This window comes from Streptomyces cyaneochromogenes (assembly GCF_003963535.1).
GTDB classification, from domain to species: Bacteria; Actinomycetota; Actinomycetes; order Streptomycetales; family Streptomycetaceae; genus Streptomyces; species Streptomyces shaanxiensis.
Map to the genome: position 1 here is coordinate 7,234,562 of NZ_CP034539.1, position 20,875 is coordinate 7,255,436.

Below are 20,875 nucleotides of genomic sequence, written 5' to 3' on the forward strand. Positions count from 1 at the left end.
ACTAGGAAAACTGGACGAGACGCCGGAGTTCAACAGCCATGCCCTCGACGCCCTGCGGCAGCCCCTGGAGGCCGGCCACGTCGTGATCGCGCGCAGTGCGGGAGTCGTGCGATTTCCCGCGAAGTTCCTGATGGTGCTCGCGGCCAACCCCTGCCCCTGCGGCCGCTTCTCCCAGACCAACGACCTGTGCGAGTGCCCGCCCTCATCGATCCGCCGCTATCAGGCCCGGCTGTCCGGGCCGCTGCTCGACCGAGTCGACCTCCGGGTCGAGGTGGACCGTGTGACGCGCGCCCAGCTGACGGCGCGCGGGGCCCGGGGCGAGTCCACCGCGACGGTCGCCGATCGAGTGCGGGCCGCCCGGGAGCGCGCAGCGGCCCGGCTCGCCGGCACCCCGTGGCGGACCAACAGCGAGATCCCCGGACGTGAGCTGCGCAGCCGGTGGTATGCCGCGATCGGTGCCATGGACGAGGCCGAACGGAACCTTGAACGCGGCGTGCTGACCGCCCGCGGCCTCGACCGGGTCCTGCGCGTCGCCTGGACCGTCGCCGACCTCGTCGGGCACGACCGGCCCGACGCGACGGACGTCGCCCTGGCGCTGCAACTGCGCACCGGCGTTCCGCGAGGCGTGCCCATGGCCATCGGGGCGCTGACGTGAACGGGAGGGAGGCTCCGGACGACGAGTTGCTCGGCCGGGTCTTTCTCGGTCGGGTCGTCGAGCCCGGGGACGAGGTTGCCGGGCGGTGGGTACGGGAGTTCGGGGTGAGGGAAGTGGTGCGGCGGCTGCGGGAGGGGGTGGAGGTCTTACCCGGGGTGAGTTACAAGCGGTGGGACGGGTTGCGGGCTCGGGCCTTGCGGGCCGAGCCCGATCGGGATCTCGCCGTGGCCCGGGAGGCCGGCGTGCGGTTTCTGTGTCCCGGCGACGTCGAGTGGCCGCAGCAACTGGATGATCTGGGCGACGCCCGGCCCCTCGGGTTGTGGGTGCGGGGACGGGCCAGTCTGCGGATGTGGGCGTTGCGGTCCGTGGCCGTCGTCGGCGCTCGGGCCTGCACCGAGTACGGGGCCCACATGGCGGCCACCCTCGCCGGCGGGCTGGCCGAGCGGGGGTGGGTGGTCGTGTCCGGCGGCGCCTACGGGGTCGACGGAGCCGCTCACCGGGGTGCCCTGGGGGCCGGCGGCGCCACGGTCGCCGTGCTCGCCTGCGGGGTCGACCGGCCCTATCCCCGCGGGCACACCCAGTTGATCAACAGGATCGCGGACCAGGGACTCGTGATCGGGGAGCTGCCACCTGGTGATCACCCGACGCCCAGCAGATTCATCGTGCGAAACAGGGTGATCGCGGCACTCACTCGGGGCACGGTCGTCGTCGAGGCCGCCCATCGCAGCGGCTCACTCGTCACCGCGCGGGCGGCCCAGCGGCTGGGCCGTCACACGATGGGGGTGCCCGGCCCGGCCACCAGCGGGCTCTCCGCGGGCGCGCATGAACTCCTGCGCGGGGATGCCGTGCTGGTCACCGACGCCGCGGAGGTCGTCGAACTCGTGGGCGACATGGGAGAACTGGCGCCCGAGCGGCGCGGGCCCGTCCTCCCGCGCGACCTGCTGGAGCCGCGGGCTCGCAGAGTCCTGGCCGCGCTGCCCGGGCGCCGCACGGCACGGGCGGACGAGGTCGCGCGCGGCGCGCAGACCACCGAGGACGACGCGATCGCGAGACTGTACGAACTCCGCTCACTCGGTTACGTCGAACGACATGGCGACGGCTGGAAGTTGACACGCCAGGCGATGATGTCCGTTCGGGCCAGTCGAAGTCCATGCTGACCGAGCATGTTCGGCCGTACGGGGGAACACGGACGCCCTTGTGAATTCCCCCAGTTGGGGTGTTCGGGTGATCACGTAGAGCTATCGCCGTCCCCTGGCGGGGCGTCCAGCGGAACGTATCTGCGTACGGTTTGTGCTCCGCCCTTCGCGCACCGCGACACCGCAGTCACGCTACGCTCACGAGGATTCCGGCGCAGACCGGCACCTCGACCCCGCAACAGCGACAGAACGACATCAGACCGGCAGCTCCCCCAGGCGCCCCCACTTCACGGCAGAACGGCACAAGGCAACGAATGCCCCAGCACACCTCCGGGTCCGACCGGGCGGCCATCCCCCCAGCCGCCCGTGACGGTGGCAGCGTGCGGCCGCCCGCACCCTCGACACTCGACGAGCTGTGGCGGTCCTACAAGGCGACGGGGGACGAGCGGTTGCGCGAGCAGCTGATCCTGCACTACTCGCCCCTCGTCAAGTACGTGGCAGGCCGGGTGAGTGTCGGTCTGCCGCCCAACGTGGAGCAGGCGGACTTCGTGTCGTCGGGGGTGTTCGGGCTGATCGACGCGATCGAGAAGTTCGACATCGACCGGGAGATCAAGTTCGAGACGTACGCGATCACGCGGATCCGGGGCGCGATGATCGACGAGCTGCGGGCGCTGGACTGGATCCCGCGATCGGTGCGGCAGAAGGCGCGGAACGTGGAGCGGGCGTACGCGACGCTCGAGGCGCGGCTGCGGCGGACGCCGACGGAGGCCGAGGTCGCCGTCGAGATGGGGATCGCGGTGGACGAACTCCACGCCGTTTTCAGCCAGTTGTCGCTAGCGAACGTGGTGGCGCTGGAGGAGTTGCTGCACGTCGGCGGCGAGGGCGGCGACGGGCTGAGCGTCATGGACACCCTGGAGGACACCGCCGCGGACAACCCGGTCGAGGTGGCCGAGGACCGGGAGCTGCGGAGGTTCCTGGCACGGGCGATCAACACGCTGCCCGAGCGGGAGAAGACCGTGGTGACGCTGTACTACTACGAGGGGCTCACGCTCGCAGAGATCGGGAACGTGCTGGGTGTGACCGAGAGCCGGGTCAGCCAGATCCACACCAAGTCGGTGCTGCAGTTGCGGGCGAAGCTGGCCGGCTTCGGCCGTTGACCTGGCGGGACGTGTGGGGGGATCCGTGGAGAGACTCCCGTCGGCGGTGGCGCGTCCGTAGAGTGGTTGACGTGCCAAGGATTCGAGCGGCCTCCGTGGCCGAGCACCGGTCGATGCAGCGAGCCGCCCTGCTGGACGCGGCTCGATCCCTGTTGTCCGAGGGCGGTACGGAGGCGCTGACCTTCCCGGCCCTCGCCGAGCGGACGGGGCTCGCGCGGTCGTCCGTGTACGAGTACTTCCGGTCACGGGCCGCCGTGGTCGAGGAACTGTGCGAGGTCGACTTCCCCGTGTGGGCCGCGGACGTGTCCGCGGCGATGGAGCGGGAGTCGACGGCCGAGGGCAAGGTCGAGGCGTATGTGCGGCAGCAGCTCGCGCTGGTGGGGGATCGGCGGCACCGCGCCGTGGTGGCGATCTCCGCGAGCGAGCTGGACGCCGGGGCGCGGGAGAAGATCCGGGCGGCACACGGCGGGCTCGTCGCGATGATCGTCGAGGCGCTGGGGGAGATGGGGCACGCGGAGCCCCGGCTCGCGGCGATGCTGCTGCAGGGTGTCGTGGACGCGGCCGTGCGGCGGATCGAGCTGGGGGCTGCGGAGGAGCCGGCGGCGATCACCGAGGCGGCTGTGTCGATGGCACTGAGGGGCGTTCGGGGCTGAGCCGCGCCCACCCGTGCCGCTCGCGACATCGCCGCGCCACACGCGGGCCGCGGACGCCGTCGCCCATCCGTGATCATTACGGCAGCGGCACCCCCAGCACCGGCAGCAGCCTCGACGGGCCCCAGCCCAGTAGCTGTGGCGGTAGGAGTGAGAGTGGGTCCAGATAGCTCTCGCCGCTGCGCAGGCCCCAGTGCACGCACGTAGCCGTACAGTGCGAGCCGGTCGCCTCCACGGTGCCCACCACTTCTCCCGCCTCTACCGCGTCCCCCTTCTCCACCGCCGCCCGCACCGGTTCGTACGTCGTCCGCAGCGGCGGATCTCCTGTACCCGTCAACTCCACGGCCACGACGCCCTTGCCCGCGACCCGGCCCGCGAAGGACACCCGGCCCGCCGCGACCGCCCGTACCGGCGCTCCGGCAGGGGCCGACAGGTCCACACCCCGGTGGCCCCGGTCGTACGGTGTCGGAGGGGGCTCCCAGCCACGCAGGACCGGGGGACGTAACCCGACGGGCCAGGCTCGGCCGATCGCCGGCACCGTGGGGTCCGGGGCCGGCGCAGCGGGCCCGCTCGTGGCCGTCGGGGTCAGTCGTGGGGCCGGTGCCAGCAGGACGGTCGCCGTCAGGAGCAGCAGCAACACCAGTCGCCCGCATGTCCTTGCCCTGCGTGTCGTCTTCGCCCATCGCATCTCTCGCATGCCGGTAACGGTCCCGCACGCCCGCCGATCACGGCCGGGATCTGTGGATAACTCCCGAGTTGTGGACAGCGGCGTCACCCGGCGCCTCCCGGGTCCCGTACACTTCTTTTGGCGATCCGGGTCACCGGGTCGACTTCGCACGCCCCGACACGACAACCGGAAACGGTCCGTGTCAGCGCCCCTCGGTCCTTCGTGGCACGGCGCATGTGGGCGTCAGGCGCGGGAGCCGACCGGCCCCCGCGGCACAACCGAGAAATTCAAGGAGAACGGCCATGGCCGTCGTCACGATGCGGGAGCTGCTGGAGAGCGGCGTCCACTTCGGTCACCAGACCCGTCGCTGGAACCCGAAGATGAAGCGCTTCATCTTCACCGAGCGCAACGGCATCTACATCATCGACCTGCTCCAGTCGCTGTCGTACATCGACCGCGCCTACGAGTTCGTCAAGGAGACCGTCGCCCACGGCGGCACGGTCATGTTCGTCGGCACGAAGAAGCAGGCGCAGGAGGCCATCGCCGAGCAGGCCACCCGCGTCGGCATGCCCTACGTCAACCAGCGCTGGCTGGGCGGCATGCTCACCAACTTCTCCACCGTCTACAAGCGTCTGCAGCGCCTCAAGGAGCTCGAGCAGATCGACTTCGAGGACGTCGCCGCTTCGGGTCTGACCAAGAAGGAGCTCCTGGTCCTCTCGCGTGAGAAGGCCAAGCTCGAGAAGACCCTCGGTGGTATCCGCGAGATGCAGAAGGTGCCCAGCGCCGTCTGGATCGTGGACACCAAGAAGGAGCACATCGCGGTCGGCGAGGCCCGGAAGCTCAACATCCCGGTCGTCGCCATCCTCGACACCAACTGCGACCCCGACGAGGTCGACTACAAGATCCCGGGCAACGACGACGCGATCCGCTCCGTCACCCTGCTCACCCGTGTGATCGCCGACGCCGTCGCCGAGGGCCTCATCGCCCGCTCCGGCGTCGCCACCGGCGACAAGGGCGAGAAGGCCGCGGGCGAGCCGCTCGCCGAGTGGGAGCGCGACCTGCTCGAGGGCGAGAAGAAGGCCGACGAGGCTCCGGCCGCCGCCGAGGCTCCGGCCGCTGAGGCCCCCGCCGCCGAGGCTGCCGCCGCTGAGGCTCCGGCTGCCGAGGCTCCGGCCGCCGAGGGCGAGCAGGCCTGACACCGTCGGTGTTGACGGCGGGAGCAGTGACATGAGGTCCGCTCCCGCCGTTCACCCGTAGGTCGACGGAAGGTCAGCGGCCCCGGCTACTCCATGGGGCCGTAGACCCCGTAGATCTTCGATCTTCCAGACTTCGAGAAAGATTCACAGACTCATGGCGAACTACACCGCCGCCGACGTCAAGAAGCTCCGTGAGCTCACCGGCGCCGGCATGATGGACTGCAAGAAGGCGCTGGACGAGGCCGAGGGCAACGTCGAGAAGGCTGTCGAAGCGCTCCGCATCAAGGGCCAGAAGGGCGTCGCCAAGCGCGAGGGCCGCTCCGCCGAGAACGGCGCCGTGGTCTCCCTCATCGCCGACGACAACTCCTCCGGTGTCATCGTCGAGCTGAAGTGCGAGACGGACTTCGTCGCCAAGGGCGAGAAGTTCCAGGCCGTCGCCAACGCGATCGCCGAGCACGTCGCGAAGACCTCCCCGGCCGACATCGAGGCCCTGCTCGCCTCCGAGATCGAGGCCGGCAAGACCGTCCAGGCGTTCGTGGACGAGGCCAACGCCAACCTGGGCGAGAAGATCGTCCTGGACCGCTTCGCGCAGTACGCCGACGGCTTCGTGACCGCGTACATGCACCGCACGATGCCCGACCTGCCCCCGCAGATCGGTGTCCTCGTCGAGCTGGACAAGCCGAACGCCGAGGTCGCCAAGGGCGTTGCCCAGCACATCGCCGCCTTCGCGCCGAAGTACCTCTCCAAGGAGGACGTGCCGGCCGAGGTCGTCGAGTCCGAGCGCCGCGTCGCCGAGGAGACCACCCGCGCCGAGGGCAAGCCCGAGGCCGCCCTGCCGAAGATCGTCGAGGGTCGCCTCAACGGCTTCTTCAAGGACGCCACGCTGCTCGGCCAGCCGTACGCGCTCGACAACAAGAAGTCCGTCCAGAAGATCCTGGACGAGGCCGGTGTCACCCTGAAGCGCTTCTCGCGTATCAAGGTCGGCATCTGAGTCCGTGCCGCGATCGGCGCCCGGCCCCTATAAGGTCGAGGGCAGTCGTTGGCGGACGCCGTCACCGCGCACGCGCGCGTGACGGACGACAGCAGATCTGACGAGGAGGCCATTGCCGCGCATGGGATGCGAAACACACCCCAACCGGCAATGGCCTTCTTCGTATGTGCACCACGTAACAAAGGCGGGATCTCGATGACCACCAAGCCCCAGAAGAGCGACGACGGCAAAGTACGCGGCCGGTTTCTGCTGAAGCTGTCCGGAGAGGCCTTCTCCGGCGGCGGGGGCCTCGGCGTCGACCCGGACGTGGTGCACAAGATCGCCCGCGAGATCGCAGCCGTCGTCCGCGACGGCGCGCAGGTCGCGGTCGTCATCGGCGGCGGCAACTTCTTCCGCGGCGCCGAACTCCAGCAGCGCGGCATGGACCGGGCCCGCTCCGACTACATGGGCATGCTCGGCACCGTGATGAACTGCCTCGCCCTCCAGGACTTCCTGGAGAAGGAGGGCATCGACAGCCGGGTCCAGACCGCCATCACCATGGGCCAGGTCGCCGAGCCCTACATCCCGCTGCGTGCCGTACGGCATCTGGAGAAGGGCCGTGTGGTCATCTTCGGTGCCGGTATGGGCATGCCGTACTTCTCCACCGACACCACCGCCGCCCAGCGTGCCCTGGAGATCGACGCCGAGGCGCTGCTCATGGGCAAGAACGGCGTGGACGGGGTCTACGACTCCGACCCGAAGACCAACCCCGACGCGGTCAAGTTCGACTCCCTCGGCTACGGCGAGGTCATCACCCGCGACCTCAAGGTCGCCGACGCCACGGCGGTCACCCTGTGCCGCGACAACAAGCTCCCGATCCTCGTCTTCGAGCTTCTGGCGGAGGGCAATATCGCGCGCGCCGTCAATGGTGAGAAGATCGGCACGCTTGTGGGTGAGCAGGGCAGCCAGGGCTGACGCCCGAGAACGACCCCGTCCGGGGGACGGACGGGACGGACCCTGACCGGGGGATGGACAATGTCCTGCCGGTCGGGAACCGTGCAGGAAGAAGACGCGACGCAGCCGGCCGCCGCCCCCACCCTGGAACCGCAGCCGGGCCTTTAACTCAAGACACGCAGGAGCAAGTGGTGATCGAAGAGACCCTCCTCGAGGCCGAGGAGAAGATGGAGAAGGCCGTCGTGGTCGCCAAGGAGGACTTCGCTGCGATTCGCACCGGCCGTGCGCACCCGGCGATGTTCAACAAGATCGTGGCCGACTACTACGGCGCGCCGACGCCGATCAACCAGCTGGCTTCGTTCTCCGTGCCGGAGCCGCGCATGGCGGTGGTGACCCCGTTCGACAAGACGGCCCTGCGCAACATCGAGCAGGCGATCCGGGACTCCGACCTGGGCGTCAACCCGAGCAACGACGGCAACATCATCCGTGTGGTGTTCCCGGAGCTCACCGAGGAGCGCCGCCGCGACTACATCAAGGTCGCCAAGGGCAAGGCCGAGGACTCGCGAGTGTCCATCCGCTCCGTCCGCCGCAAGGCCAAGGACGCCATCGACAAGCTGATCAAGGACGGCGAGATCGGTGAGGACGAGGGCCGCCGTGCGGAGAAGGAGCTCGACGACACCACGCACAAGTACGTCGCCCAGGTGGACGAGCTCCTGAAGCACAAGGAAGCGGAGCTGCTCGAGGTCTGATGAACGACTCTTCCTGGGGGGCGCCGCCACAAGCCGGGCATGCCGGACACACCGGGCAAGCCGGGTACTGGGGGGCCGCCGCCGAGCGTGGATCTGTCCAGGGGGCTGCCCCGGCGGGTCCCGCGTACGATGCGCCTGAGGCGCACCAGACTCGCCCCATGCCCATCGTGCCCGACGGACCCGCTGTACCTCGATACGGCGACGACCAGGATGACGACCGGGGGGCCGCTCGCCTGAGCGGCCCCTTGTTCCGCGAACAGCCGCAGCACGCGCGGCCGTACGACACGCCGCAGGCGCGGCCCTACGAGGCGGCGCCGCAGAATCCGGAGCCCATGCCCGACGTCCCGCAGCCGGCGCCCCAGCCGCAGAAGAAGAGCGCGGGGCGCGACCTGGGTGCGGCCATAGGGGTCGGTGTCGGTCTCGGCGTGGTGATCGTCGCGTCGTTGTTCGTCGTCAAGGCCGTGTTCGTCGGCGTGGTCGCGGTCGCCGTCGTCGTGGGTCTGTGGGAGCTGACCAAGCGGCTCGAGGAGCGCAAGGGCATCAAGGCGCCGCTCGTCCCGCTCGCGCTCGGCGGTGCCGCCATGGTCGTCGCCGGGTACGTCCGCGGTGCCGAGGGTGCCTGGGTCTCGATGGCGCTGACCGCACTGGCCGTACTCGTCTGGCGCATGACCGAACCGCCCGAGGGCTACCTCAAGGACGTCACCGCGGGCGTCTTCGCGGCGTTCTACGTGCCGTTCCTGGCGACCTTCGTCGCGATGATGCTCACCGCCGAGGACGGCGCGTTCCGCGTCCTGACGTTCCTGCTCCTGACGGTCGTCAGCGACACCGGCGCGTACGCCGTCGGCTGGCGCTTCGGCAAGCACAAGCTCGCTCCCCGCATCAGCCCCGGCAAGACCCGCGAGGGCCTGCTCGGCGCGGTGAGCTTCGCGATGGTGGCGGGCGCGCTGTGCATGCACTTCCTGATCGACGACGGCACCTGGTGGCAGGGCCTGCTGCTGGGCCTCGCGGTCGCGGCCAGCGCCACGCTGGGTGACCTCGGCGAGTCGATGATCAAGCGCGACCTGGGCATCAAGGACATGGGCACGCTGCTGCCGGGTCACGGCGGGATCATGGACCGGCTGGACTCGCTGTTGCCGACGGCTCCTGTCGTGTGGCTCCTGTTGGTGCTTTTCGTGGGGAGCGGCTGACGGATCGGGCAGTGTCCGGGGAGCCTCCGCTTTCGTAGAGCGGGGGCTCCTCGTTCTTGCGCGCGATGGTGCCGCGCGTCGTCTGGTGGGACGATTCCGGTGTACGTCCTCAAGGCACCTCAAAGGGGGTCATCATGGCCGCCATCCGAGAAGTCATCGACGTCGACTGCGCGCCGGACGAGGTCTACGCGTATATCACCGATCCGTCCCACCTGCCGGAATGGCAACTGAGCGCCGTGTCCGCGGAGCAACTCGACGAGGGGCCCGTCCACACCGGCTCCCAGGTCCGGGTCACCCGGCGCATCGGCACCCGCGAGATCCCGATGACCGTGGAGTTCGACGAGCTCGACCCACCGCACAGCTGGGATCTGCACGGGGTCGACGGCCCCGTCAGGCCACGCACCCACGGTGAGATCGAGCCGCTCGACGACGGACGGCGCTCCCGCGTGACCATAGAGATCGACTTCGAAGGGCACGGCCTGGGCAAGGTCCTGGTGCCCCTCGTCGTCCGTCCGCAGGTCCGCAAGGAACTCCCGCGCGACGAGCAACTGCTGAAGGACCGGCTGGAGCGCACGACCGACTGAACGTCCTGCGCCCCGGTGCCGAACGGGCCACTCCAGTGGATCTGCGACACTGGTACGGCCATGCCTAAGCCCGGAGAACTCACATTCGTCGCCCCCCGCGGAGCCAAGAAGCCGCCGCGGCATCTTGCCGATCTCACGCCCGGTGAGCGTAAGGACGCCGTTGCCGCGATCGGTGAGAAGCCGTTTCGTGCCAAGCAGCTCTCGCAGCACTACTTCGCGCGGTACGCGCACGACCCGGAGCAGTGGACCGACATCCCCGCCGGGTCGCGCGCCAAGCTGCGGGAGGAGCTCTTCCCCGAGCTCATGACCGTCGTACGGCATCTGTCGACCGACCAGGGCGACACCCGCAAGACACTGTGGCGGCTGTTCGACGGGACGCTCGTCGAGTCGGTGCTGATGCGGTATCCGGACCGGGTGACCATGTGCATCAGCTCCCAGGCGGGTTGCGGGATGAACTGCCCGTTCTGCGCGACCGGGCAGGCGGGGCTGGACCGGAATCTGTCGACCGCCGAGATCGTCCATCAGATCGTGGACGGGATGCGGGCGCTCCGGGACGGGGACGTGCCCGGTGGGCCCGCTCGGCTGTCCAACATCGTCTTCATGGGGATGGGCGAGCCGCTCGCCAACTACAACCGGGTCGTGGGCGCCATTCGGCGGCTCACCGATCCGGAGCCGGACGGGCTCGGGCTGTCCCAGCGCGGGATCACCGTCTCGACCGTCGGCCTCGTCCCGGCCATCCACCGGTTCGCCGACGAGGGCTTCAAGTGCCGGCTCGCGATCTCGCTGCACGCGCCCGACGACGAGCTGCGCGACACCCTCGTACCCGTCAACACGCGGTGGAAGGTGCGCGAGGTCCTCGACGCCGGGTTCGAGTACGTCGAGAAGTCCGGACGCCGGCTGTCGATCGAGTACGCGCTGATCCGGGACATCAACGACCAGGCCTGGCGCGGTGACCGGCTCGGGCGGCTGCTCAAGGGCAAGCCCGTGCATGTCAATCTCATCCCGCTGAACCCGACTCCCGGGTCGAAGTGGACCGCGTCGCGGCCCGAGGACGAGAAGGCGTTCGTCGAGGCCATCGCCGCGCATGGTGTACCGGTGACGATCCGGGACACCCGTGGTCAGGAGATCGACGGGGCCTGCGGTCAGCTGGCGGCCACCGAGCGGTAATCTGAGCGCGTACACCCGTACGTACATCTTCATATTCCGACAGGGGAGCGCCACAGCGCTGAGAGTGCGGCAATCAGGCCCGCAGACCCTCTGAACCTCGCCCAGGTCATTCTGGGTAGGAAGTTCGGTCATCACTCAAGCTGTTGCGCCCTGCCCGGGAGCCGAAGAAGGACTCCCGGGCAGGGCCGCGTCTCTTCCTGGTCCATCCCAGGAGGAAGTCAGTGAGCACCACCAGCACCACCGGCACCACCAGGAAGTATCTGGCCCTGGCCGTCGGCCTCGGGCTCGTCACGCTGTCCGCGTGCGGATCGTCGTCCGACGACGAGGGATCCGGCGGGTCCGGCGGGTCCAAGACCGTGACGCTCGTCAGCCACAACTCGTTCGCCGCCTCGAAGAACGTCCTCGCCGCGTTCGAGAAGCAGTCCGGCTACAAGGTCAAGGTCCTGGAGGACGGCGACGCCGGGCAGGCCGTCAACAAGGCGATCCTGACCAAGGACAACCCGCAGGGCGACGTCTTCTTCGGTGTCGACAACACCCTGCTGTCGCGGGCGCTCGACAACGGGCTGTTCCAGTCGTACGAGGCGAAGGGCTTCGCCGAGATCGAGGAGCAGTACCGGGTCGACCAGGACAAGCACCGGGTCACCCCCATCGACACCGGCGACATCTGCGTCAACTACGACAAGGCGTACTTCAGCGAGCACAAGCTGGCCCCGCCGACGACGTACGACGATCTGATCAAGCCTGCGTACAAGAACCTCCTCGTCACCGAGAACGCCTCCACCTCCTCGCCCGGCCTCGGCTTCCTGCTCGGCACCGCCGCCAAGTACGGCGACGACGGCTGGGAGGACTACTGGAAGAAGCTCAAGGCCAACGGCGTCAAGGTCGTCGACGGCTGGGAGCAGGCCTACAACGAGGAGTTCTCGGGCTCGGCCGGCGGCAAGAAGGCCAAGGCCGACCGACCGCTCGTCGTGTCGTACGCCTCCTCGCCGCCCGCCGAGGTCATCTACGGTGACCCGAAGCCGACGACCGCGCCGACCGGCGTCGCGACCGGCACCTGCTTCCGCCAGGTCGAGTACGCGGGCCTGCTCAGCAACGCCAAGAACGCCGAGGGCGGCAAGGCGCTGGTCGACTTCATGCTCACCAGGACGTTCCAGGACGACATGCCGCTCAACATGTTCGTCTACCCGGTGCGCGAGGGCGCCCAGGTGCCCGAGGAGTTCACGAAGTACGGCCCCCAGGCCGAGAACCCCGAGACCATGGACCCGGCGAAGATCGCCGACAACCGTGACGACTGGGTCAAGTCGTGGACCTCGCTCGTACTGAAGTAGCCCCGGGCAAGGGCCGCACGAAAGCCCTCAAGGGCGGCGCGGCGCGGCTCGGCCTCATCGCCGTGCCCGTCGCGTTCTTCGCGCTCTTCTTCGCCTACCCCGTCGCCGCGATCGTCGCGCGCGGTCTGAAGGTCGACGGGGTGTGGCAGTTCGGGCGGCTCTGGGACGTGCTCGGGCAGTCCGACATCCGGCACGTCCTGTGGTTCACCACCTGGCAGGCGCTCGCGTCCACCGCGCTCACCCTGCTGCTCGCGCTGCCGGGCGCCTATGTCTTCGCCCGCTTCGACTTCCCCGGCAAGCAGGTCCTGCGGGCCGTGGTGACCGTCCCCTTCGTGCTGCCGACGGTCGTCGTCGGTACGGCGTTCCTCGCGCTCGTCGGCCGCGGCGGACTCCTCGACGAGCTGTGGGGCGTACGGCTCGACACCACCGTGTGGGCCATCCTGCTCGCGCACGTCTTCTTCAACTACGCCGTCGTCGTACGGACCGTCGGCGGGCTCTGGTCCCAGCTCGACCCGCGCCAGGAGGAGGCCGCGCGGATGCTCGGCGCGTCGCCTCTGAAGGCCTGGCGTCAGGTCACCCTCCCGGCCCTCGCGCCCGCCGTGGCGGCCGCCGCGCTCATGGTCTTCCTCTTCACCTTCACCTCGTTCGGTGTGGTGCAGATCCTGGGCGGCCCGACCTTCTCGACCCTCGAAGTGGAGATCTACCGGCAGACGTCCGAGATCTTCGACCTGTCCACGGCCGCCGTCCTGACGATCATCCAGTTCCTGGCGGTGGCCTGCATCCTCGCCGTGCACGCCTGGACGGTACGGCGACGGGAGAGCGCCCTGCGTCTGGTGGACGCGTCGGTGACCGCGCGGCGGCCGCGCGGGGCGGGGCAGTGGGCGCTGCTGGCCGGTGTCCTGGCCGTCATCGTCGTACTCCTGCTGCTGCCGCTGGCCGTGCTGGTGCAGCGGTCGCTGGACGCCCCCGACTTCGGCTACTACCGGGCGCTGACCAGCTCCGACGGCGGGGTCTTCCTCGTCGCGCCTATCGAGGCGATCGGCAACTCGCTGCAGTACGCCGTGGTCGCCACCCTCATCGCCGTGCTGATCGGAGGTCTGGCGGCGGCCGCGCTGACCCGACGGGACGCGGGCCGGTTCGTCCGCGGCTTCGACGCGCTGCTGATGCTGCCGCTCGGGGTGTCCGCGGTGACGGTCGGGTTCGGGTTCCTGATCGCCCTGGACGAGCCGCCGCTCGACCTGCGCAGCACCTGGATCCTGGTTCCGCTGGCCCAGGCGCTGGTCGGGGTGCCCTTCGTCGTACGGACCATGCTGCCCGTGCTGCGGGCCGTGGACCAGCGACTGCGCGAAGCGGCCTCGGTGCTGGGGGCCTCGCCCTGGCGGGTCTGGCGCGAGGTGGATCTGCCGATGGTGCGACGGGCGCTGCTGATCGCGGCCGGGTTCGCCTTCGCGGTGTCCCTCGGGGAGTTCGGGGCGACCGTGTTCATCGCGCGGCCCGACAACCCGACGCTGCCGGTCGCTGTCGCGCGGCTGCTGGGGCGGGCGGGCGAGCTCAACTACGGCCAGGCGATGGCCCTTTCGACGGTACTGATGGTGGTGTGCGCGGTGGCGCTGCTGGTGCTGGAGCGGCTTCGTACGGATCGGACGGGGGAGTTCTAGATGCTGACGGGTGACTTCCGGACGGTGCCGGGGCTGCTGAGCCTCGAGGGTGCGACCGTGCGCTTCGGCGGGCGTGCCGTGCTCGACGGCGTCGACCTCGAGGTCGCCGAGCACGAGATCGTGTGCGTGCTCGGGCCGAGCGGCAGCGGCAAGTCGACGCTGCTGCGGGCGGTGGCGGGGCTGCAACCCCTCGATGCCGGGCGGGTGTCGCTCGACGGGCGGGACCAGGCCGGGGTGCCCGCGCACAAGCGGGGCGTCGGGCTGATGTTCCAGGACCATCAGCTGTTCCCGCAGCGGGACGTCGGCGGCAACGTCGCCTTCGGGGCGCGGATGCACGGCGCCTCCAAGGGGGAACAGGCCGAGCGGGTACGGGAGTTGCTCGAGCTCGTCGGACTGCCGGGAGCTTCCGGGCGTGCCGTCGCCTCCCTCTCCGGCGGGGAGCAGCAGCGGGTCGCGCTGGCCCGCGCCCTCGCGCCCCGGCCCCGGCTGCTGATGCTGGACGAGCCGTTGGGCCAGCTCGACCGCTCGCTGCGGGAGCGGCTGGTCGTCGAACTGCGGGAGCTGTTCGGGCGGTTGGGCACCACCGTGCTGGCCGTGACGCACGACCAGGGCGAGGCCTTCGCGCTCGCCGACCGGGTCGTGGTGATGCGGGACGGGCGGATCGCCCAGAGCGGTACGCCGCTCGAGGTGTGGCAGCGGCCGGTGGACGAGTTCGTGGCGCGCTTCCTCGGGTTCGACAACGTGGTCGAGGGCACCGTCGCCGGGGAGGCCGCCGACACGCCCTGGGGCAAGCTGCCGGTGGGTGAGGGCGCCGCGCAGGGCACGCGGACGCTGCTGGTCCGGCCGGCCGGGGTGCGGCTCGTGGCCCCCGAGGCCGGGCTGCGCTGCACGGTCGCGGCGCGCACGTTCAAGGGCACGCATGTCGCCGTGCACCTCCAGCCGGAGGACGCGCCGCGCCTGGAGGCGGCGTGTGCGCTGCGCGACGCGCCGGAGGTCGGGGACACGGTCGGGGTGGAGTTCGACGCGGCGGAAATTGTCGTGCTCGGTTGATCGTCGCGCGCATAGGGTGCGGGGCATGACGCTGCTCGCACATGACCGTTACTGCGACGAGATCGCCCACCAGGTAGGCCTGTTGAGGACTGTCGTGACCTCCGGTGCCGACCTGTCGGCCACCGTGCCCACCTGCCCCGACTGGTCGCTGGAGCAGCTCGTACGGCACACGGGCGGCGCCCTGCGCTGGGTGGAGCTGATGGTGCGCACGCGGGCGCAGGAGGAGATCCCGGAGGAGCAGGTGCCGGGGGTCGAGGGGCCCGAGGACAGGGGAGACCCCGCGGCCCTGGACGCCTGGCTCGCGGAGACCGGCGAGATGATGGTCGCCGCCCTGCGAGAGGCCGGTCCGGATGCCAAGGTGTGGGGCTGGGCCGGGATCCTCAACGCCGGGTTCTGGGCCCGCCGTATGACCCACGAGATCACCGTCCACCGCGCGGACGCGACACTCGCCGCCGGGCTGCCCTACGAGGTCGCGCCGGATGTGGCCGCCGACGCGATCGACGAGTGGCTGCAGATCGTCGAGTGGGCGCAGCGGACGTTGCCGGACGATCCGGCGAGGGAGCTGCGTAGGCCGGGGAGCAGTATCCATCTGCACGCCACCGACAACACCCCCGACGTGAACGCGGAGTGGTTCATCGACCTCGCCGAGGACGCCGTCGCCTGGCGCCGGGGCCACGAGAAGGCGACCGTCGCGCTGCGCGGCCCGCTCACCGCCGTCCTGCTCGCCTTCTACCGCCGACTGCCGCTGGACAGCCCGCAGTTGGAGGTCCTCGGCGAGCGGGAGCTGCTGGAGTTCTGGCTGGAGCGGGCCACCTTCGGCTGACGCCGGCCGAGTAAGGCGAAGGCCCGCCCCCGGGAAGCGGGGACGGGCCCTACGGGCGTACGACGGCGTCAGCGGTCGCTGCTCGCCCCACGGCGGCGCATGCCGAAGAAGACGGCGCCACCGCCGAGCGCGACCAGACCGATCGCGATGCCGGCGATCAGCCCGGTGTTGGAGTTCGCACCGGTCTCGGCGAGGTTGGAGTCACCGGCGTCCGCCGGGGCCGGAGCGTTGCTCTCGGTGCCCGCGGGAGCGGTGCTCTCGCTCTCCGAGGGGGTCGGGGTCGGGGTGTCGGTCTCCTCCGCCGGAGTCGAGGCGGAGTCCGACGGGGTCGGGGTGTCGGACGGAGCCGGCGGCTCCTCCTCTTCCTTCTTGCACGCCGTGGACGGCGTCGTCAGGTTCGGCTTGATGTCCTCGTCGACATAGCCGGCGGCCTTGACGTGGACGCGGTACTCCGCGTCCGGCTTCCAGTTCTCGGTGAAGGTGATGGTGACACCCTCGCGCGAGCCCTTGACCACCTGCTCGCCGATCTTCTTCAGGTCGGCGCCGTTGTTCTGCAGGTACACGCTGACGGTCGCCGGGATCCCGCTGGGGTCCACGTCGGTGACCGTGATGACGCCCTTGTCGCCGTCGCACTTGGCTTCGGCGGAGAATTCACTGATGTCGCACGCGAGCGCGTTGCCCGCGAGGCCGAGCGCGAGCGCCGCCGAGGCGGAGGCGACACCCAGGGCGCGCACGGAACGTGCGACAGTACGGCGGTTTATGGACACGTTTGTCCTTACGAGTTGCACCACGGAGGGGGGTTGGAGAGGTCGGTGATGTGTCATCACCGTCCCCAGCAGTCTCACAGGTTTATAAGCGTGACATAAGCAGTGTCAACGTGTAGGCAGCCCACAGGCGTTGGCTTTGCCCTCTTATTAATCGCCGAGACGTTTCAACGCCTCCGGTACCTCCTCGATCCGGTCAACCAGGGCGATACGGGACTCCATCGAGCGGCCTCGCGCGAGCGACTGGAGCAGGGGCCAGGCAGGCAGTTCCTCGGTCCAGTGCGTGCGGTCGACCAGGACCATCGCAGTGGGCTCACCGCGCGACTCGTAGTAGTTCGGCGTCGCGTTGTCGAAGATCTCCTGGACGGTCCCGGCGGCGCCCGGCAGGAAGACCACGCCCGCGTTCGAGCGGGCCAGGAGGCCGTCCTCGCGGGTGGCGTTGGCGAAGTACTTGGCGATGTGGGAGGCGAAGGGGTTCGGCGGCTCGTGGCCGTAGAACCAGGTCGGGATGCCGACGGACGTGCCGCCCTTGGGCCAGCGGCCGCGCACCTCGAAGGCCGTCGTCGCCCAGTCGGTGATCGAGGGCGTGAACCCGGGCGCCTTCGCGAGGAGTTGGAGGGCGTCGGCGAGCATCTCGTCGTCGTGCGGGGCGGCGTACGCGCCGAGGTTCGCGGCCTCCATCGCGCCGGGGCCGCCGCCCGTGGCGACCGTGAAGCCGGCGCGGGCCAGCTCCCGGCCGAGCCGCGCGGCACCCTCGTACGCCTCCGTGCCGCGGCGCATCGCGTGGCCGCCCATGACGCCGACCACCCGGGCGCCGCAGAGGAGTTCGTCGAGGGCGTCGGAGACGGAGTCGTCGTGGACCGCGCGCAGCATGGAGGCGTGGATGTCGCCGTCCGCCCTGGTCCGCTGGAACCAGGCGTACGCGCGGGCGTCGGGCGTGGCCTCGTAGCCGTCCGCCAAGGACGCGAAGAGTTCGTCGGGGGAGTAGACCAGGCCGCGGTACGGGTCGAAGGGCAGGTCCGGGACCGGCGGGAAGACGAGGGCGCCGTCCGTGCGGATCTTCGCGGCCGCCTCCTCGCGCATCGGGCAGCCGAGGAAGACGGCGCCCGCCGTGTCCGTGCCGAGCAGTTCGCGCGTACGGTCCGTCAGGTCGACGGCCTGGACACGGAATCCGGCCAGGTTGCCGCGCGCCGAGACGGTCGCGTCGAACTCCTCCAGCGTCTCTATCTCACGGTCGTTGTGGTGGGCCGCATGGGCGGGCATCGTCTGCACGCGCCCATGCTAGGCACCGTGCTTCGTCCGGCGGGCGTCAGCCCTCGATGGCCGAGGGGTCCATCCAGACGACCTCCCAGGTGTGGCCGTCGAGGTCGTCGAAGGCGCGGCCGTACATGAAGCCCATGTCCTGGGTCTTCGCCGAGGCGGTACCGCCGGCGGCGACGGCCTTGTCGACGAGTTCGTCGACCTTGTCGCGGCTCTCGGCGCTCAGACAGACCAGCACCTCGCTGGTCTTCGTGGCGTCCGCGATCTCCTTGTCGGTGAAGGTCGCGTAGAACGGCCTGGTGAGCAGCATCGCGACGATGGTGTCGCTGATCACGACGGAGGCGGCGTTCTCGTCGCTGAACTGCGGGTTGATCGAGTATCCGAGCTCCGTGAAGAACTTCTTCGAGGCGTCGAGGTCGTTCACGGGCAGGTTCACGAAGATCATCTGCTGGTACGCGGGCGCGGTCATCGGGGTCTCTCCCATCGGGGTGGCTGCTGTTCGGTGGGGTAGACCGGGGGGTCGTGCGGAACTCATCGCCGGGCGGGAGATTTTTTCCCGTGAGTTTTTCGGCGGGGTGCCCTACGGCCTCAGCGCGCCAGGGGCAGTGCCGCCAGCTCGGCCACGATCAGGGTGAGGGGGCCGAAGAAGGCCATCAGGACGCCGGCGCGCAGGGCGGCCGCGCTGCGGAGCATCGAGGTGGGGGCGCCGAGGCGGAGCAGTGCGGCGGTGGTCTCGGCGCGTGCCTGCTTGGCCTCCAGGGTGGCCGTCAGGAGGGTGGCCACGGTGCAGCTGGTGACCAGGGTGACGCCGACGGTGGTGAGGGGTCCGAAGGCGGACGTGGCGTCGGGGTCGGAGAGGGTGGCCATCGCGTACGCGCCGGAGGTCGCGGCGCAGACGATGCCGAGGGGGCGGCCGATACGGACGGCTTCCGCCATGAGGACACGGCCGGCCAGCAGGCGCAGGGCGCCGGGGCGTGCGGTCTGGAGGAGGCGGCCGCACAGGTGGGTGAGGCCGGGGGCCGCCAGGGTGAGGCCGAGGGCGGTGAGGAGCCAGCCCAGCAGGGTGCCGGCGGGGCCGGTGGGGAGGGCGACGGGCATGGTGAGGGTGGTGCCGGTCGCCGCGTGGACCGCGTAGGCCTCCACGGTCAGGCCCGCGGCGATCACCGCGATGCCCCAGGGGAGGCCGGCGGGGGGTTTGCCGGGAGCCGGAGGGAGCACGGGAGCCGGGGCGGCGGCGTCGTCGGTGGGGTTGGCCACCGCTTCCGTCCAGTCGGTTGCCGGGTCGCCCGGAGTGGGGGCCGCTGTCTGGGGCGGGTCGCTCGGCTGTGCCTGCGGGGTGCCGTCCTGCGCGCCCTGCGCGGGAGCCCCACCCCGACCCGAATGGGCCCCGAACCTGCCGTACGCCCCGAAGGTCCCCCGTGCCGCCGACGTGCCGTACGCCCCGACGCGGACGGGCGACCGTCCCGCGGGCCGGGTCCGCGGGTGCCGTTCCTTCGGGCGGAGCGCGAAGGCCACCGCCAGGGAGGCGATCGCCGGTACCGGCGTGAGGAGGGTCAGGGTGGCCGGGAGAGGCAGGGGGGTGTCGGCGGCCAGGAATTCCGCGGCGGCGCCGTCGAAGGGCATGCCCGTCAGGTCGCCTCGCAGGTGGAGGAAGAACAGCAGGGCCACCATCGAGCCGAGCGTGCAGGACAGGGCGGTGGTCGTCGCCGAGACGGCCATCAGGCGGGCCGGGCCCAGACCGATCGCCGAGAGGCCGGAGCGGGGCTTGGCGCCGGGGTCCGTGCGGGCCACCGCCACCGCGAAGTGGATCGTCGCCGCCAGCGGGGGCAGGCACCAGGCCAGGCGAAGGAGCGAGGAGCCGGGGGAGCCGGGGTGGGACAGTGCGTAGCCCAGGGCGCTCAGGAGCAGGAAACTCGTGCCCGCGGACGCCGCCGCCACCAGCAGGCGGCGCAGCTGTACGGCGGGTTGGGCGCCGCGCGTCAGACGGAGAGCGAGCACGCGGCCCGGCCTTCCGCCTCGCCGACCGGGGGCAGTTGCACCGTGTTCACACGCCGTCCGTCCAGGAGGGTGATCCTGCGGTCGGCCAGGGGAGCCGCGTCCGCGTCGTAGCTGGCCAGGACGACCGTGATGCCGTGCGAGCGGGCCGCCGTAGTCAGGGTGCGCAGGACCTGTGTGCGGTCGGTGCGGTGCAGGGGCGCCGCCGGCTCGTCCGCGAACAGGACCGTGGGCGAGGGGGCCAGGGCCCGGGCGATGCAGACGCGCTGGCGTTCGGACTGGACCAGCTGGTGCGGGCGCTTGCGGGCCGCCTTGCCGACGTCCAGGCGCTCCAGCCACTCCAGCGCGGCCGTCTTGGCACGCCGACGGCTGGTGCCGCGCAGCATCAGCGGGAGGGCGGCGTTCTCCCAGACGTTCAGTTCGGGGACCAGGGACGGGGCCGGGTCGATCCAGCTGAAGCGGTCGCGGCGCAGCCGTTCGCGGTCCGTCGGGCCCATCTTGTGCACCGGCACGCTGTTGAACCAGACCTCGCCGCGCCGTACCGGGAGCAGGCCCGACAGGCATTGCAGCAGGGTCGTCTTGCCGCTGCCGCGCGGACCGATGACGGCGAGGACCTCGCCCTCCTGGACACCGAGCGAGACGCCGCTGAGCGCGGGTGAGCCGTCGTTGTAGGTGAAGTGCAGGGCGCGCGCCCAGAGCACGTCGTTGTCCGGCGGGGCCACCATGACGTACACCTCGCTTCTGATCCGTTTCCCGTACCTGATCCCCCGTGCGGGGGAACGATGGCTCGGCCGATCGGTCACAGGAACGCTAGGCAGCCGTCACCCGGACCCCGGACAACACACGGCCCCGGGCCGCCGTTTCTCACTCGAACGGGCGGCTCCGGGGCCGGTGTTGATCATCCAGACGGAAGATCAACTTCCGC

The 20,875-nt window shown here is 70.5% G+C and carries 20 protein-coding genes and 1 pseudogene; 15 read left to right on the forward strand and 6 right to left on the reverse strand.

Annotated elements, in window-relative coordinates:
• Nucleotides 1-10 precede the first annotated feature (10 nt).
• The 4 genes and pseudogenes from EJ357_RS33095 to EJ357_RS33110 all read left to right on the forward strand — a co-directional run.
• Nucleotides 11-655, forward strand: a pseudogene (locus EJ357_RS33095) (ATP-binding protein); the annotation flags it as partial.
• Nucleotides 652-1,812, forward strand: coding sequence for a DNA-processing protein DprA (dprA, locus tag EJ357_RS33100; RefSeq protein ID WP_126395374.1), 1,161 nt, complete (start codon nucleotides 652-654; stop codon nucleotides 1,810-1,812). The pseudogene EJ357_RS33095 and the gene dprA, both read left to right, overlap by 4 nt.
• A 293-nt stretch (nucleotides 1,813-2,105) precedes the next feature.
• The gene (gene whiG / locus EJ357_RS33105) at nucleotides 2,106-2,948 is read left to right on the forward strand and encodes an RNA polymerase sigma factor WhiG (RefSeq protein ID WP_003997555.1); all 843 of its coding nucleotides are present in this window, start codon (nucleotides 2,106-2,108) and stop codon (nucleotides 2,946-2,948) included.
• Nucleotides 2,949-3,043: 95 nt separating this feature from the next.
• Nucleotides 3,044-3,601 carry a TetR/AcrR family transcriptional regulator gene (locus EJ357_RS33110; protein ID WP_126400355.1) on the forward strand — a complete coding sequence of 186 codons (558 nt, stop codon included), beginning with the start codon at nucleotides 3,044-3,046 and terminating at the stop codon, nucleotides 3,599-3,601.
• 76 nt (nucleotides 3,602-3,677) lie between these two features.
• Here the strand turns inward: EJ357_RS33110 and EJ357_RS33115 are convergent, their stop codons facing one another.
• Nucleotides 3,678-4,286, reverse strand: coding sequence for a murein hydrolase activator EnvC family protein (locus EJ357_RS33115; RefSeq protein WP_126400357.1), 609 nt, complete (start codon nucleotides 4,284-4,286; stop codon nucleotides 3,678-3,680).
• 281 nt (nucleotides 4,287-4,567) lie between these two features.
• Here EJ357_RS33115 and rpsB point away from each other — a divergent pair, with 281 nt between their 5' ends.
• The 11 genes from rpsB (at nucleotide 4,568) to EJ357_RS33170 (ending at nucleotide 15,931) form a co-directional block, all read left to right on the forward strand.
• On the forward strand, nucleotides 4,568-5,461 hold the full coding sequence (gene rpsB / locus EJ357_RS33120) for a 30S ribosomal protein S2 (protein ID WP_126395375.1): 894 nt from the start codon (nucleotides 4,568-4,570) through the stop codon (nucleotides 5,459-5,461).
• A 154-nt stretch (nucleotides 5,462-5,615) separates the two neighbouring features.
• Complete coding sequence (gene tsf, locus EJ357_RS33125; RefSeq protein WP_126395376.1) at nucleotides 5,616-6,452, forward strand: translation elongation factor Ts; 837 nt, start codon at nucleotides 5,616-5,618, stop codon at nucleotides 6,450-6,452.
• 195 nt (nucleotides 6,453-6,647) lie between these two features.
• The gene (pyrH, locus tag EJ357_RS33130) at nucleotides 6,648-7,406 is read left to right on the forward strand and encodes a UMP kinase (RefSeq protein ID WP_126395377.1); all 759 of its coding nucleotides are present in this window, start codon (nucleotides 6,648-6,650) and stop codon (nucleotides 7,404-7,406) included.
• A 170-nt stretch (nucleotides 7,407-7,576) separates the two neighbouring features.
• On the forward strand, nucleotides 7,577-8,134 hold the full coding sequence (frr, locus tag EJ357_RS33135; protein ID WP_126395378.1) for a ribosome recycling factor: 558 nt from the start codon (nucleotides 7,577-7,579) through the stop codon (nucleotides 8,132-8,134).
• Nucleotides 8,134-9,321 carry a phosphatidate cytidylyltransferase gene (locus EJ357_RS33140; protein ID WP_126395379.1) on the forward strand — a complete coding sequence of 396 codons (1,188 nt, stop codon included), beginning with the start codon at nucleotides 8,134-8,136 and terminating at the stop codon, nucleotides 9,319-9,321. Before frr ends, EJ357_RS33140 begins: the two co-directional genes overlap by 1 nt.
• Nucleotides 9,322-9,455: 134 nt before the next feature.
• Nucleotides 9,456-9,905, forward strand: a complete 450-nt coding sequence (locus tag EJ357_RS33145) for an SRPBCC family protein (RefSeq protein WP_126395380.1) — start codon at nucleotides 9,456-9,458, stop codon at nucleotides 9,903-9,905.
• Between the two features lie 60 nt (nucleotides 9,906-9,965).
• Entirely contained in the window at nucleotides 9,966-11,072 is a 1,107-nt protein-coding gene (gene rlmN / locus EJ357_RS33150; RefSeq protein ID WP_126395381.1) for a 23S rRNA (adenine(2503)-C(2))-methyltransferase RlmN, read from the forward strand.
• A gap of 221 nt (nucleotides 11,073-11,293) precedes the next feature.
• Nucleotides 11,294-12,400: a thiamine ABC transporter substrate-binding protein gene (locus EJ357_RS33155; RefSeq protein ID WP_126395382.1), complete on the forward strand. Its 1,107-nt coding sequence runs from the start codon at nucleotides 11,294-11,296 to the stop codon at nucleotides 12,398-12,400.
• Nucleotides 12,376-14,058 (forward strand): ABC transporter permease, encoded by a 1,683-nt coding sequence (locus tag EJ357_RS33160; RefSeq protein WP_126395383.1) that lies wholly within the window; start codon nucleotides 12,376-12,378, stop codon nucleotides 14,056-14,058. Before EJ357_RS33155 ends, EJ357_RS33160 begins: the two co-directional genes overlap by 25 nt.
• Nucleotides 14,059-15,108 carry an ABC transporter ATP-binding protein gene (locus EJ357_RS33165; RefSeq protein ID WP_126395384.1) on the forward strand — a complete coding sequence of 350 codons (1,050 nt, stop codon included), beginning with the start codon at nucleotides 14,059-14,061 and terminating at the stop codon, nucleotides 15,106-15,108.
• Between the two features lie 25 nt (nucleotides 15,109-15,133).
• Entirely contained in the window at nucleotides 15,134-15,931 is a 798-nt protein-coding gene (locus tag EJ357_RS33170; RefSeq protein WP_126395385.1) for a maleylpyruvate isomerase family mycothiol-dependent enzyme, read from the forward strand.
• Between the two features lie 68 nt (nucleotides 15,932-15,999).
• Here the strand turns inward: EJ357_RS33170 and EJ357_RS33175 are convergent, their stop codons facing one another.
• The 5 genes from EJ357_RS33175 to EJ357_RS33195 all read right to left on the reverse strand — a co-directional run bounded on the left by EJ357_RS33175 (nucleotide 16,000) and on the right by EJ357_RS33195 (nucleotide 20,675).
• On the reverse strand, nucleotides 16,000-16,665 hold the full coding sequence (locus tag EJ357_RS33175; RefSeq protein WP_228472684.1) for an LAETG motif-containing sortase-dependent surface protein: 666 nt from the start codon (nucleotides 16,663-16,665) through the stop codon (nucleotides 16,000-16,002).
• Nucleotides 16,666-16,845: 180 nt separating this feature from the next.
• Nucleotides 16,846-17,967: an LOG family protein gene (locus EJ357_RS33180; RefSeq protein ID WP_126395387.1), complete on the reverse strand. Its 1,122-nt coding sequence runs from the start codon at nucleotides 17,965-17,967 to the stop codon at nucleotides 16,846-16,848.
• 37 nt (nucleotides 17,968-18,004) lie between these two features.
• On the reverse strand, nucleotides 18,005-18,424 hold the full coding sequence (locus EJ357_RS33185) for a VOC family protein (protein ID WP_126395388.1): 420 nt from the start codon (nucleotides 18,422-18,424) through the stop codon (nucleotides 18,005-18,007).
• Between the two features lie 119 nt (nucleotides 18,425-18,543).
• A complete protein-coding gene (locus EJ357_RS33190) occupies nucleotides 18,544-19,953 on the reverse strand; it encodes a hypothetical protein (protein ID WP_126395389.1) in 1,410 nt (469 codons plus the stop codon).
• Nucleotides 19,935-20,675 (reverse strand): ABC transporter ATP-binding protein, encoded by a 741-nt coding sequence (locus EJ357_RS33195; RefSeq protein ID WP_126395390.1) that lies wholly within the window; start codon nucleotides 20,673-20,675, stop codon nucleotides 19,935-19,937. Before EJ357_RS33195 ends, EJ357_RS33190 begins: the two co-directional genes overlap by 19 nt.
• Nucleotides 20,676-20,875 lie beyond the last annotated feature (200 nt).